Origin of the sequence: Termitidicoccus mucosus (assembly GCF_038725785.1) — a bacterium.
Lineage (GTDB): Bacteria > Verrucomicrobiota > Verrucomicrobiia > Opitutales > Opitutaceae > Termitidicoccus > Termitidicoccus mucosus.
In genome coordinates, this window is the sequence record NZ_CP109796.1 from 3362701 (window position 1) to 3375075 (window position 12375).

At 68.0% G+C, this 12375-nt stretch carries 7 protein-coding genes; 6 read left to right on the forward strand and 1 reads right to left on the reverse strand.

Features of this window, described 5'->3' with window-relative positions; genetic code table 11:
- Positions 1-83: 83 nt before the first annotated feature.
- Entirely contained in the window at positions 84-1742 is a 1659-nt protein-coding gene (locus tag OH491_RS11865; protein WP_068771221.1) for a ribulokinase, read from the reverse strand.
- Between the two features lie 215 nt (positions 1743-1957).
- On the opposite strand from OH491_RS11865, the gene OH491_RS11870 reads away from it, so the two are divergent.
- From OH491_RS11870 to cobO, 6 genes are all read left to right on the forward strand, one after another.
- Positions 1958-3016 carry a LacI family DNA-binding transcriptional regulator gene (locus tag OH491_RS11870; RefSeq protein ID WP_334319438.1) on the forward strand — a complete coding sequence of 353 codons (1059 nt, stop codon included), beginning with the start codon at positions 1958-1960 and terminating at the stop codon, positions 3014-3016.
- Between the two features lie 1128 nt (positions 3017-4144).
- Positions 4145-4735 (forward strand): MotA/TolQ/ExbB proton channel family protein, encoded by a 591-nt coding sequence (locus tag OH491_RS11875; protein ID WP_068771220.1) that lies wholly within the window; start codon positions 4145-4147, stop codon positions 4733-4735.
- Positions 4735-5103, forward strand: a complete 369-nt coding sequence (locus OH491_RS11880) for a DUF2149 domain-containing protein (RefSeq protein WP_068771219.1) — start codon at positions 4735-4737, stop codon at positions 5101-5103. The genes OH491_RS11875 and OH491_RS11880 overlap by 1 nt, the downstream gene beginning before the upstream one ends.
- 156 nt (positions 5104-5259) lie before the next feature.
- Positions 5260-7182, forward strand: coding sequence for a TonB-dependent receptor (locus tag OH491_RS11885; protein ID WP_068771218.1), 1923 nt, complete (start codon positions 5260-5262; stop codon positions 7180-7182).
- Between the two features lie 225 nt (positions 7183-7407).
- Positions 7408-11532 (forward strand): cobaltochelatase subunit CobN, encoded by a 4125-nt coding sequence (locus OH491_RS11890; protein WP_342751037.1) that lies wholly within the window; start codon positions 7408-7410, stop codon positions 11530-11532.
- Positions 11533-11595: 63 nt separating this feature from the next.
- Positions 11596-12231, forward strand: a complete 636-nt coding sequence (cobO, locus tag OH491_RS11895) for a cob(I)yrinic acid a,c-diamide adenosyltransferase (RefSeq protein ID WP_068771216.1) — start codon at positions 11596-11598, stop codon at positions 12229-12231.
- Positions 12232-12375 lie beyond the last annotated feature (144 nt).

A 12375-nucleotide genomic window follows, 5' to 3' on the forward strand; every position in this document is an offset into this window, starting at 1 on the left:
TCTTTCTCTTCGGACCGTGATGCGGCGGGAGAAAGATAAAGAGAAAGAATAAAGAGGAAAGAGAGAGGGGCGAACGGGTTTGGTCAGGATTGGGATTCCTTGATGGCGAGGAGGTCTTTCATGACGGCGGAGAGGTCGGCGTTTTTATCGAGACCGCCGAAGGCGTCGTGGAGTTTGCGATACAGCGCGTAGAGCCGGTCGTAGGTTTTGCGGGCGGCGGTGCGGGGGCGGTAAACGGTTTTTTTGAGGCGTGTCATTTTGCGCTGCGCGGCGGGGAAATCCTTGTGCTCGCCGGCGAGGACGGCGGCGCTGACGGCCGCGCCAAGCGCGCAGGCTTGCGAGGAACCGGCGAGGTGCATGGGGATGCCGAGCACGTCGGCGTAGATTTGCATGAGCATCGGGTCCTTCTCGGCGATGCCGCCCGCGCAGACGATGCGCCGGACCGGGACGCCGTAGCCGCGGATGCGTTCCACGATGGCGCGCGCGCCGAAGGCGGTGGCCTCGATGAGCGCGCGGTAGATTTCGGCGCGCGTGGTGTGGAGCGTCTGCCCGAGGAGCAGGCCGGTGAGGCGCTGGTCCACGAGAATGGTGCGGTTGCCGTTGTTCCAGTCGAGGGCGAGCAGGCCGGCCCGGCCGGGCTTTTGCGCGGCGACCTCGGCGGCGAGCCGGCGGTGAAGGCTGCCGTCGCCGGCGCAGACGGTCTCGACCCACCACTTGAAAATGTCGCCGACGGCGGACTGGCCGGCCTCGATGCCGAAATAGCCGGGCAGGATCGCGCCGCGCACGATGCCGCAGATGCCGGGGATGTCGGCCACGGTTTTCCGCGTGGAGACGACGGCGCAGTCGCAGGTCGAGGTGCCGATGACTTTCACCAGCGTGCCCTCGGCGACACCGCTGCCGATGGCGCCGTAGTGCACGTCCATCTCGCCGATGGCGACGGGGATGCCGGCGGGCAGGCCGAGTTTTCCGGCCCACCGGGGGCAGAGGCGCCCGGCGGAGACGGTGGCGTCGTGCGCCTTTTCGTAGAGGCGGTCGCGAAGCGCGGCGAGGCGCGGGTCGAGGAGCGCAAGGAACTCCTTGTCGGGCAGGCCGCCCCACTCGTCGGCGTAGAGGGCCTTGTGGCCGGCGCAGCAGACGCCGCGCCTGATGGCGGCGGGATCGCGCACGCCGGCGAGCACGGAGGGAATCCAGTCGGCCAGCTCGACCCAGGAATGCGCGGCGGCAAAGACGCGCGGGGCGATGTCCAGGCAGCGCCAGATTTTCGACCAGAACCATTCGGAGGAATACGTGTTGCCGCACTTGGCGATGTAGCGCGGGCGGTGTTCCGCGGCCAGCGCGGTGATGCGCGCGGCCTCGCGGTGGGCGGTGTGGTCCTTCCAGAGCCAGCACTGGGTGTGAAGGTTGTCACGGAATTTTGGATACAGAGCGAGCGGGGTGTTCGTCTTGTCCACGGGCAGCGGGCTGGAGCCGGTGGTGTCCACGCCGATGCCGACGACCCTGCGCGCGTCGAATCCCTTTTGTTTTTTTGCGGCGGCGAGCGCGGCGCGGACGCTCTTTTCGAGGCCGCGCAGGTGGTCGCCGGGGTGCTGGCGGGCGAGGTTGTGGTCGCGCGGGTCGAGGAGCACGCCCTGCCGTCCGGAGGGATAGTCAAAGACGGCGGAGCCGAGTTCCGCGCCGTCGGAGCAGCGCACGACGAGCGCGCGGACGGAGTTGGTGCCGTAATCGAGGCCGATGGTGAACATGGGAGGCTGAAATGACGAAATCGGGAGCGGGGATGTGAGACGAGGCTGACGGAGTATGCGGGGCAGCGTGAACCGGCGGCGGCGGGCGGGAAACGGCGGGAATACTTGACAGTCAAGCCAGGGCGGGCAGGCTTGCGCGATTCAGGCCGCGCAAGGGCGCGTCCGGAGGAAAACCTGAGTTTTGAAAAACCAAACCCCCGCACAAACATCACACCATGGAGACAAAGCGCGTGACGATGGCCGCGGTGGCGGCGGCGGCGGGGGTTTCCAAGAACACCGTGTCGCTGGCGTTGCGCGGCGACCGGCAGATCCCGGCGGCGACGCGGGCGCGGATAGAGGCGCTGGCGGGGGAGCTCGGCTACGCGCGCAACCCGGTGGTGGCGGAATTGATGAGCGAGCTTTCGCGTTCGCGCGTGGCGGGGTTCCGGCGCACGCTCGCGCTCATCAACGCGAACGAGGACGAGCGGGCGTTCGAGCGTCACCCGACGATCCCGCATTACGTGGCGGGCTGCCGCGAGCGGGCCGCGTTTCTCGGCTACAAGTTCGACGAGTTCTGGCTGCACGACCCGGAGCTGGACGGCACGCGGCTGCGGCGGATTTTGCATGCGCGCGGGATCCGCGGCATCATCGTCACCGGGTTGATGCGCGGGAACGTCCTGCCGGAGCGGTTTGCCGGGCTGTGGCCGGATTTTCCGAGCGTGGTGACGGGCGTGCGCACGCGCGGGCCGACGCTGTCGTTTTGCTGCGTGGATCATCACGAGCTGGTGGTGGAGGCGATGGAACGGGTGCTGCTGCTCGGCTACCGGCGGCCGGCGCTGGTGGTGGACGAGACGATTGACCGGCTGGTGGACCGGCGTTTCAGCGCGGGCATGTGGGTGGGGCAGCAGGCGCTGCCGGCGGCGCGGCGCGTGGCGGGTTTTTACCAGGTGCAGGCGGCGCGGACGCGGCGGGAGTTGTTCGAAAGATGGTTCCGGCGGGCGCGGCCCGACGTGATCCTCACGCTCAACCGCCGCGTGCGCGAGTGGCTGGGCGAGCTCGGCGTGGAGTCGCCGCGCGACATCGGGCTGGTGCAGCTCGAGCGGCGGCGCGGCACGATGAACTGGGCGGGCATGGACCAGCACAACGATCTCGCGGGCGCGGCGGCGGTGGACATGCTCGCGGGCATGCTGCACGGTCATGAGGAGGGCGTGCCATTATTTCCGCGCGCGACACTCATCGGCGGCTCGTGGCGCGATGGCGCGACGGTGCGGAAAACCGGCGATGTCGAATCTTGAAAACACCGGACCTTCCGCCGCCAAAAACAAGGAGCAGCCGGATCGAAATCATCCCGGCGTGTGAAGGCACCAACGCGACTGCCAGCAAGGGAGCCGCGTCTGCACGCAGCGTAGCGCTGGCATTGCTTGCGGTCGCATCCCAAAAACCGAACGGGCGTCAGAAATAAGTTGCACTGTCCGCGCACAAGGCCTACACGCCCATTTATCGTCGGAGTTTGAGCAGCAATCAATCCCCGGCGTCCGTTCTTTCGACAACGCTTGGGTAGCACAGGGAAGGCCGTGAAAACCGGCCACAGTTGCGCTACGGTAACGCATCAGACCAGACTTCCACCCGCCGCATTCCGCGCGCGGGGCAACGCCAATCGGGTTCACATCCGGTGAAGGCCAGAAGCGAGGCAGAAGCGCGGCGACAGCCGCGCTTCGACACATGCGGAGTCCGAACATCTGGCTGCCATGAGTTCTCACACGCCCCGGCGCGGTTGCGCGCGCCGGATCAGCACAACTTCAACGCAAAATTGAAGCGTGAGAGTGGCAACTTGGTTGCACGGGGTTCCCTTGGTTCACGGCGTCTTTGCGCCGGTCCGCAAGCGGGCATCCCGCGCCGGCTGGTTTCTGCTCTTGCCTGAAACCATCCGCCAAACCCATGTCCGAGTCCGCCACGGCCCGCGTCAACGCGCGCCTTTCAGTCGAATCAATGCCCGTCTCCACGAGACTGCGCTTCGCCGTGCCCGCGTCATGCCGCGCGGTTTCCTTCGTCCGCGCATCCCGCGTTTGCTGAAATCGTGAGCGCAGCGGCGACACGCATTCCGGCTCGGCCCTTGCGCCGGGCCTCTTTCCCTTCCGGGCGCGCCCCGCGCCGTCCTGCGGGCGAGGGCTCGCCCGCGTCCAATTTCAACCCCGTGCCGGGGCCGCATGCAGGCACGCCATCGGGGCATCGCGGCAGCCTGTCGAGAGACAGCCGCGGGTGCTCGCCCCGTCGCGTGAAGGCCCGGACAGCCCGCCTGCGCGACATCCCGGCACGGGGTTTGAAAAACAACGCGGCGCCCCGCCCCTGCGCGCAATCCGTGCCCGCGCTCCTCCGCTCCCGTCCCGGCGCGCCGCGCCATGTTGTATCCATTATTTAATTACATGACCTCCATCGACCAGATTCGCGAAATCTTCCACCAAATCGCCGGCGTGCTGGTGTGGCCCGTGCTGCTCGGGCTCGTCGGGCTCGCCGCCGCCATGCTCGTCTCGCTCGGGGCGTTTGCCCGCGAAGCGTTCGACCGCCGCCGCGGGCGGCGCGCCTCGCTCGGGCGCGACCATGCGGCGCTCAACCGCGCCGCCGCCGACTCCCACGAGGACATCGAGCTCATCATGGAGGCCGTGCTCCAGTCGTCCGACCGCCGGCGCTGGCGTTCGCTCGGCCGCCTGCGCCTCGCGGTGCGCGTCGGCCCCTCGCTCGGCCTCATGGGCACGCTCATCCCGATGGCCGACGCGCTCCAGGGGCTCGCCGAGGGCAATCTCCCGGCGCTCGCCAGCAACATGGTCACGGCGTTCGCCGCCACGGTCATCGGCCTGGGCATCAGCGTCACCGCCTACCTCGTCGCCGCGGCGCGCGAAAGCTGGGTGCGCGCCGACAGCGAGGCGCTCGCCTTCCACGCCGAGCACCTGCTCCGCGAAATCAAATCCGCCGACGAGCGCCGCGCCGCCTGCGCGATGAAAGGAGAGGTGCCCTGATGCGCTTCGTGCAACGCACCCGCCGTGCCGCCCACGGCCCCGCGCCCGGCGAGGACGAGGACCCGCTCGCCGGCATCGCGAATCTCTTCGACGTGAGCGTCGCCTTCATCGTCGCGCTGCTCATCGCGCTGTTCGCGCTTTTTTCCGCCGGCACCTTCCTCGACAAAAACTCCGAGGTCACGCTCGTGAAGACCACCGCTGACGGCGAGACCGAGATCATCACGAAAAAAGGCGCGGAGATCAAGGTGCAGAAGGTCACCGACAAAAACCTCTCCGGCCAGGGCACGCGCCTCGGCACCGCCTACCGCCTTGCCGGCGGCCAGGTCGTTTACGTGCCCGATGGCGACGCTCCCGATGCCGCCCGATGAAAACTTTCCCGCCAGTCCAAGCGCCAATTTGGAGGTGCATCCGAGGTCAGCGGATGCCCTCCAACGCCGTGACCGCCTCGGCAAAAGAAGCGGTCACGGCAACGCGCGGACGGTGCGTCCAGCCGCCGCATCGCAACTTTCCCGTTCATGCTCCCAATGAATAAAACCAACCGCCATCCAGCATCGTCCGCAGCCGCGGCGCTCGCCGCCCTGTGCTGCCTTTCCCCCATCGCGCCCGCCGCGCCCGCAACCACCGCTCACGGCACCCCCGAGGGCGACGAGATCATCAAGCTCGACGAAATGAACGTCACCGCCATGCGCGAGGCGAAGCGTTTCTACGAGACGCCCGCCTCCACCTTCACGCTGGCCCTGGACGACATCAAGGCCGCCGGCGGCGACAGCGCGTATGATGTCGTGCGTTTCGCCGACGGCGTCGCCATCGACTCGATGGGCCCCGCCGGCCAGTCCTACGGGGCCATGACCTCGAAGACCGTCATGCGCGGCTCGCGCCGGGGCACGCTCATTCTCATCGACGGCATGCCCGCCAACACCAACGGCTACTACAACATGGAGGACATCCCCGTGCAGACCATCGGGCGCATCGAGATGGTGAAAGGCGCGGGCTCCACCCTGTATGGCAGCGAGGCCATCGGCGGGGTCATCAACATCATCACCGACCACTCGCCCGTCAACGCCGCCGCCGCGACCTGGGGCGGCAATGATTACGAAAACTACAGCATCGCCCTTCGCGAACCCTGGTCGGCATGGGGCCGGTCCGGCGTCGCCGGCATCGCCGCCAATTATCAGAAGCTCGGGGAGGTGAAGCGCATGTCGAGCAGCGGCCTGGGCATGGGCGGCAGCAAAAAACGCCTCGCGCGCTTCGACGGCTCCATCGGCCACTGGAACGTCTCCTATCAGTATTCGGACAACAAATACTCGTTTGACACCTACAACAAGGCCACCTGGGACACCGCTACCGTCACGCAAAAAGCGCACTATGACGACACCAAGCACTATGTGCGCGGCACGGGCCGCGGCGCGCACTGGCGGGCGGGCTTCTACGCCAATGTCCACCAACGCTACGCGCACACGGACAGAAACCTCACCACCGTGCCCGTCGTCAGTGCCGACAACGACTACGACGCGCGCGTCTTCGGCGGCGACTTCCAATACACCTGGAAGCCGGCCTGGGCCGAGTTCATGTTCGGCGTGAGCGCCAGCCGCGAGGATTTCACCACCGATGATTATCTCAAGGGCACCGGCACCGACTCCAGCCGCGAAACCGTCGCCGCCTTCGTGCGCGGCTCGAAGACGTTTCTCGACACCTGGACGGCGTCCGTGAGCCTGCGCGAGACCTACGTGAGCAGCGGCGACCTGACCGCCTTCACCCCGCAAATCCAACTGCTCAAAACCTTCCCGCGCAAGTTCAGCGCCTACGCCAACGTCGGGCGCTCGTTTGCCATGCCCACGCTTAACCAGCTCTACGGGCCCAGCGGCACCCTGAGCACCTCCAACGCGAACCTCGATCCCGAGGAGGGCTGGAACTACGAGGCCGGCGTGAAGTGGGAAGGCGGGCGCACGCTCGCCAGCCTCGCCGTATTCCACATGGATTTCGACCACATCACCTACGTGCCCCATCCGACCGATCCCGATTTGTTGATCCCGGAATCGGTCCCCTTCCGCAACACGGGCGTCGAACTCTCCGTCACGCAAAAAATCCTGGGCTGCCTCGAGATCGAGGCCGGCGCCTCCTACGGCGCGCCCGAGGAAAAAACCGTTCACAATGGCCCGTGGAATCGCGTTTACGGCCGCGTGCAGGCCAACGCCCGCGTGCGCTGGGCGTGGGACCGCTACTTCGCCTCGTTCAACATTTCCTACCTCGGCGACCGCGTCTATGGCCGCAGCCACATGCTCCCCACCCTGCTCAAGGCCGGCATGGACCTCGGCAGGCATCTCCAGCTCACCGTGACGGTGGACAACGTCTTCGACCGCATCGACGTCACCAACCATACCTCGACCACCACCGACTACTACTCGATGCCCAGATGGGTGAAGGTGGCGTTCGCGGCCACGTTCTGATGAACGGCCTTCGCGCAACATCCCCCTCCCTCCCGGGGCGCGCACGCGCCCCGCGCGCCGGCAGGATGCCGGCGTTCCCGGTCGCCATCGCGTCCTCCCGCCGCCTCATCCGCCGTGCCGGATGCGACTGCGCGCGAGCGACTGGGAGCGCCGGCTTCCAGCCGGCAGGTCTTCCCTCCCTGCCCCGCCCTAAACGCCGAAGCCCCCTCTTTTTCCACCCTTCCCATGAATCATCCCGTTGACCGCATTCCGCTACTCCTCGTTTTCCTCGCGACGCTTGCGTTCCTCTCCGCCGCATCCGCCGCGCCAGGCGACTCGCCGCAGCGCGGCGCCATCTGCATCCTCTCCGGCGACACGCACTCGCCCGCCGCCGTCGGCGCGGTGCGCGAACTGCTCGCGAGCCCCGACTTCGCCGGCATCAAACTCTCGGTCGTGCCCGACCTCGGCGCGACCGAGGCCGACCTCGCCCGCATCCGCGCGGCCGATATTGTCATCCTTTACGCGCGCGGACGCGACCGCATCGCCACCGTCGCCGACGAACTCGCCGCCGTCACCGCGCGCGGCGGCGCCGTCTATGTCGTCGGCCCGTCGATTCAGGACGATTTCGACGGGCTCAAGCTCACGCGCGACCAGGAAATCTCCGCCTACTTTGCCGCCGGCGGACGAGCAAACATGATCCAGATGATTCGCGTCGCCGCCGCGCGCAAACTCGCGCCCGGCATCATCGTCGAGCCGCCCGTCCCGATCCCCGAGTCCGGCTTCTACGACGTGGCGCGCGCCCGCGTCATCACCGATTACGACGAATACCGCCGCGCCTATCTCATGGAACGCGGGCGGCTCGCCCGCCAGCCAGCGGACGAGCCGTCCGCGCTCCATACCCATGCCGCCGCCGACTCCGCGCGCGCCTCGCGCCCGTGGGTCGGCCTCATGCTCCCGCGCTCCTACGTCGAATCCGATGCCGCCGCCACCATCGAGGCCGTCGCCGCCGCGCTCGAACAACGCGGCCTCAATGTCCTCGCCGGGTTCAGCGCCTCCAACAACAAACCCCTCCGTGCGCTTTTCCTCAACGCCGACGGCACCCCGCGCGTCGTTGCCTTCGCCAGCCTCACGCTCAAGATGGGCTTCTCGCCGCAAATGGTCGGCCCCGCGCTTTCCGAGATCGGTGCGCCCGTGGTCAACGGCATTTCGCTCGGCTCGCAAAGCCACGGGGAATGGGAGGACTCGCCCACCGGCATCGCCGTGCCCGAGCGCTGGTGGCAGCTCAGCGGCCCCGAACTTGCCGGGGCCGTCGCGCCCACGGTCATTGCCGCGAAGGAGCGCGTCGAGGACGCCGCCATCGGTTCCGCCTACGTCGTCCACGTGCCCATCGCCGAGCGTGTCGCGCAGTTCGCCGAGCGCGTCGCGCGGTGGGTGCGCCTGCGCCACGCCGCCGCCGCCGACCGGCGCGTGGCCGTCATCTATTACAACTACACGCCGGGCAAGGCCAGTATCGGCGCGTCCTACCTCAACGTCCTGCCGCAATCGCTCTGGCAGATCCTCGCGCGCCTGCGAGCCGACGGCTACGACGACGCCAACTCGCCCGCCACGCCCGGCGCCCTCTTCGACGACATCCTCTCCTTCGGCACCAACGCCCGCCCCGGCGACGCCGGCGACATGGAGCGCCTTGTGCGCGGCGGCCGCGCCGTGCTCTGGCCCGTATCCGAATACAGGATACTGTTCGACCGCCTCCCCGAAAAACTCCGCGCGCCCATCCTGAAAAAATGGGGCGAGCCCGAGACGAGCCGGACGATGGTCTGGCGCGACAGCGCGGGCACGCCGTTCTTCGTTTTCCCGACGCACCGCTGGGGCAACATCGTCTTCGCGCCGCAACCCGTGCGCGGCTGGGGCGAGGACCCGACCGCGTCCTATCACGATCTCCAGCTTCCCGTGCACCACCAATACCTCGCGTTCTACCTCTGGCTGCAAACGCGGTTCGACGCCGACGCCATCGTGCATGTCGGCCGCCACGCCACGCACGAATGGATGCCCGGCAAGGAGGCCGGCTTCACGCCCGCCGATCCCGGCGAGGCGCTCGTCGCCGCGATTCCCCAACTCTACATCTACATCGTGGACGGCATCGGCGAGGGCTTGCAGGCCAAGCGCCGCGGCATGGCGGCCATCATCACGCACATGACGCCGCCCCTCGACCGCGCCAGCCTCAGCCCGGAGTTGCGCGAGCTGAAGGGCCGCATCAACGACTACCACGTCGCCCTTGAGAAAGGCTCCATCGCCAGCGGGGACACGCTCCGCGAAATCGTCGCGAGCGCGCAAAAAATGGGCATCCTCCTCGACCTCGGCATCACGCCCGCGACGGACGGCCCGCCGCTCACGCACGAACAAATCGACGAAATCGAGGATCACATCGCCGGCATCGGCGACCGCCTCACGCCCTTCGGCCTGCACACCTTCGGCGTCTCGCCCGACGAGAAAGCCCGCCGCTCCACCGCCGAGGCGATTCTCGAAGCCGAGACCGGCGTCGCCGCCACGCCCCCGTCCGAAGTTTCGCATCCGCGAAAAAACGCCACCGGCGCTATGGAGCGCGGGCGGCCCGCCCGCCCGCCTGCGGACAAGCCGTCCGCGCTCCATACCACCGCCGCCGACCGCGCCCGGCGCCTTGCCGACCTCATGGCCCGCATCGAGGCGTCCGGCCCCGCCGAACTCGACGCGCTCTCCGCCGGCCTCTCCGGCCGCTACATCGCCGCCGGTCCCGGCAACGATCCCGTGCGCCAGCCTGATTCGCTGCCCACCGGGAAAAACTTCTACGGCTTCGATCCCACGCGCCTGCCCACGCGCGCCAGTTACGAGACCGGCGCGCGCCTCGCCGCCGAACTTGTCGAAAGCCACCGCGCCAGGCACAACGGCGAATACCCCGACCGCCTCACGTTCAATCTCTGGAGCGGCGAAACCAACCGCCACGAGGGCGTCATGGAAGCGCAGATCTTCGCGCTCCTCGGCGTGCGCCCCGTGTGGAACAACTACGGACGCGTCGATGCCGTCGAGCTCATCCCGCGCGAAAACCTCGGACGTCCCCGCATCGATGTCACCGTCGCGCCGTCGGGCCTGTATCGCGACGCGTTTCCCGTGCTCATGCACCTCATCGACGAGGCCGTCACGCTCGCAAAAAAATCCCCCGAGCCCGACAACGTGATCGCGCGCAACATCGCCGCCGCCCGCGCCGAACTCGTCGCCCGGGGTGTCCCCGCCGACGAGGCGGAACGCCTCGCCACCGTGCGCCTCTTCACCGTCCCCGTCGGCGCTTACGGCGCGGGCATCGAAAAAGTCATCACCGACGACAAAGGCTGGAGCGACGAGTCGCAGGTCGCCGACGTGTTCATGAACCGCATGTCGCACCTCTTCGGCCAGGGCTTCTGGGGCGAGGACCCCGCCGCCGCCGCGAAAGACCCGGAGCTGGCGAAGCATGTTTTTCGCCTCGCGCTCAAAGGCTCCAAGGGCGTCATCCACAGCCGCTCCGGCGCGGTGTATGCCTCGCTCGACATCGACGACTTCTACCAATACCTCGGCGGCACCGCCATGGCCATCCGCCAGGTTGACGGCAAAACGCCCGACGTGCTCGTCACCGACATGAGCAACCCGCGCGTCGCCGAGACCGTCACGCTCGAACGCTTCATGGGCAAGGAACTCCGCGCCCGCTACCTCAACCCCAAATGGGTGGACGCCATGCTCGACGAAGGCTACGCCGGCGCCCGCTTCATCATGCGCATGACCGACAACCTCTGGGGCTGGCAGGTCACCGTGCCCGAGGCCGTGGGCAACGAAAAATGGCAGGAAATGTTCGAGGTGTATGTGCGGGACAAATACGATCTCGACGTGCGCGCCCGCTTCGAGGCCGCCGGCAACCTCCGCGCCTACCAGTCGATGGTGGACCGCATGCTCGTCGCCGTGGACAAAGGCTACTGGGCCGCCGCGCCCGAAACCGTCGCCGAACTCCGCGACGCCTCCGCGAAAGCCGCGCAACAAATCGCCGCCGGGGAGAAAGCCGAAATGGAAAACCTCCGCGCCAGCGCCCCGCTCCCCGAGTTCGGCCCCGCGCCCGCCGCGCCGGCGCCCGATGCCGCGCCCGCTTCCGCCAGTGCGCCCCCTCCGCCCGCCACGCAGGCGCAACCGCCGCCATCACCCGCCGCCCCGCCGCCTCCCGCGACGCAGCAGGTCGAGGGCAAGGCACTGGAGGAAGTCGCCCCGCCGCGCCCGCCCGCTGCCACGGGCCATATTCCCATGCGCGTCGTCCTCGGCATCGCCGCCGCGCTCGTCCTCGTCGCCTTCGGCTGGTTCCGCCAGAGCCGCCGCCTATAGGGGCTTCGCTTGCGAAGCCCGCCGCGCGGCAACCGCCCGAACATCCTTCCATCCACTGACCAAATGGAAAACCAGAACCAAACCTCCCCGATCTCCTCATCCGACACGGACGCCCATCGTCAACGCATGGCCCGCCGCAAGGAAATCCAGGACAAACGCATGGCCGAAACCACGGCCGAAAAAGGCCTCGTCATCGTCCACACCGGCCCCGGCAAGGGCAAGACCACCGCCGCGCTCGGCATGGTGCTGCGCTCGCTCGGCCACGGCTACCGCGTCGCCATCGTGCAATTCATCAAGGGCGCGTGGGAGCCCGCCGAAAAGAATGCCTTCGCGCACTGGGGCGACCAGCTCGCTTTCCACGCCATGGGCGAAGGCTTCAGCTGGGTCACACAGGACCGCGCGCGCGACACCACCTCCGCGCAAAAAGCCTGGGCGGCCGCGCTCGGTTATGTCGCGAATCCGGACTACCGTCTCGTGCTCCTCGACGAAATCAACGTCGCGCTGCGCCACGGTTATCTCACCGTTGACCAGGTTCTGGACGGCCTCGCGCGCAAACCCGCGCTCACCCACGTCATCCTGACCGGACGCGGCGCGCCCGCCGCGCTCATCGACCGGGCCGACCTCGTCACCGAGATGACGCTCGTCAAGCACCCCTTGAAGGACCAGCGCATCCGCGCCCAGCCCGGCATCGAATACTGATGGGCACGTCATGAAACCCGATCCGCACGATACCGAGGAGCCCTCCGAAACCGCGGCAGCGACTGGGAGCGCCGGCTTCCAGCCGGCAGACGGCGCAACGCGCCACCCTCGTTCCTTGTCTCCCAAATCTGCCGGCTGGAAGCC

What these genes read in the sequence shown, in the direction of transcription:
- OH491_RS11865 (WP_068771221.1), bottom strand. Translation starts at nt 1,742, where the DNA reads ATGTTCACCATCGGCCTCGATTACGGCACCAACTCCGTCCGCGCGCTC.
- OH491_RS11880 (WP_068771219.1), top strand. Translation starts at nt 4,735, where the DNA reads ATGCGCTTCGTGCAACGCACCCGCCGTGCCGCCCACGGCCCCGCGCCC.
- OH491_RS11885 (WP_068771218.1), top strand. Translation starts at nt 5,260, where the DNA reads ATGAATAAAACCAACCGCCATCCAGCATCGTCCGCAGCCGCGGCGCTC.
- OH491_RS11870 (WP_334319438.1), top strand. Translation starts at nt 1,958, where the DNA reads ATGGAGACAAAGCGCGTGACGATGGCCGCGGTGGCGGCGGCGGCGGGG.
- OH491_RS11875 (WP_068771220.1), top strand. Translation starts at nt 4,145, where the DNA reads ATGACCTCCATCGACCAGATTCGCGAAATCTTCCACCAAATCGCCGGC.
- cobO (WP_068771216.1), top strand. Translation starts at nt 11,596, where the DNA reads ATGGAAAACCAGAACCAAACCTCCCCGATCTCCTCATCCGACACGGAC.
- OH491_RS11890 (WP_342751037.1), top strand. Translation starts at nt 7,408, where the DNA reads ATGAATCATCCCGTTGACCGCATTCCGCTACTCCTCGTTTTCCTCGCG.